General features: G+C 66.7%; 1 protein-coding gene. It reads left to right on the plus strand.

Annotation, left to right across the window (positions count from 1 at the left end; genetic code table 11):
- Positions 1-17 precede the first annotated feature (17 nt).
- On the plus strand, positions 18-1,289 hold the full coding sequence (gene serS / locus AX735_RS06910; protein WP_066277676.1) for a serine--tRNA ligase: 1,272 nt from the start codon (positions 18-20) through the stop codon (positions 1,287-1,289).
- Positions 1,290-1,421 lie beyond the last annotated feature (132 nt).

A 1,421-nucleotide genomic window follows, 5' to 3' on the forward strand; every position in this document is an offset into this window, starting at 1 on the left:
GGGCATAGGCTCAGCCCATGCACGACATCAAATTCATCCGCGAAAACCCCGAAGCCTTTGACGCAGCGCTGGTCCGCAAGGGGCAGCAGCCAGTGGCGGCCGAGATCATCGCGCTCGATGCGAAGCGGCGCGAGGCGCTGAACGAATCGCAGGCGGCGCAGGCGCGTCGTAACGAGGCCTCGAAGCTGATCGGCCAGGCGATGGCGCAGAAGGATGCCGAAAAGGCCGATGCGCTGAAAGCCGAGGTGGCAGAGCTCAAGACCCGGCTCACCGAGCTCGAGGAACAGGCACGCGCAGGCGATGCCGCGCTGGCCGAGCGGCTCGCCGCGCTTCCCAACCTGCCCGCTGCCGATGTGCCCGATGGTGCGGACGAGACCGGCAATGTCGAGCTTGTCCGCTGGGGCGATCAGCCGCAATTCGATTTCGAGCCGAAGGAACATGCCGATATCGGCCCCGCACTCGGCATGGATTTCGAGACGGCCGCGAAGATTTCCGGCGCGCGCTTTACCTTCCTGCGTGGAGGCATCGCGCGGCTCAACCGGGCGCTGGGCCAGTTCATGCTCGATGCCCAGGTGGCGCGTGGCTATGCCGAGTGCGCGACACCCTATCTGGTGCGTGACGAGGCCGTGTTCGGTGTGGGCCAGCTGCCCAAGTTCGCCGAGGACCTGTTCCAGACCACCGACGGCCGCTGGCTGATCTCGACCTCTGAGGTCAGCCTGACCAACAGCGTGCGCGAGCAGATCCTGACCGCCGCCGAACTGCCGATCCGGCTGACCGCGCTGACCCCCTGTTTCCGCTCCGAGGCGGGCTCTGCGGGGCGTGATACGCGCGGCCTCATCCGCCAGCACCAGTTCGAGAAGGTCGAGCTGGTCACCATCGCCGCGCCCGACCAGTCCGAGGCCGAGCACGAGCGCATGTGCGCCGCGTCCGAGGCCATCCTGCAGGCGCTGGGGCTGCCGTACCGCAAGATGCTGCTGTGCGCCGGCGATATGGGCCAGGCCAGCCGCAAGACCTATGATCTGGAAGTCTGGCTGCCGGGACAGAATGCCTATCGCGAGATCGCCAGCATCTCGAACTGCGGCGACTATCAGGCGCGGCGGATGAACACCCGCTACCGCCCCGAGGGCGAGAAGGGCACCGAGTTCGTCCATACGCTCAACGGCTCCGCGCTGGCGATCGGGCGAACGCTGGTGGCGATCGTCGAGAATTATCAGCAGCCTGATGGCTCGGTGCGGGTGCCCGAGGCGCTGCTGCCCTATATGGGCGGGATCGAAGTGCTGCAGGCGTAACCCCTAAGCTCGCGCATGCGAGAGGGGGTGAGGGGTGCGGCCGAGTGCTAGCAGCGCAAACTCGAAACCCGCGCGCGATCCCTGAAGATCACCCCCACCCAACCCTCCCCCATCGAGGGGGAGGGCTTTTCA

It is taken from the genome of Blastomonas sp. CCH1-A6 (genome assembly GCF_001556365.1).
GTDB lineage: Bacteria > Pseudomonadota > Alphaproteobacteria > Sphingomonadales > Sphingomonadaceae > Blastomonas > Blastomonas ursincola.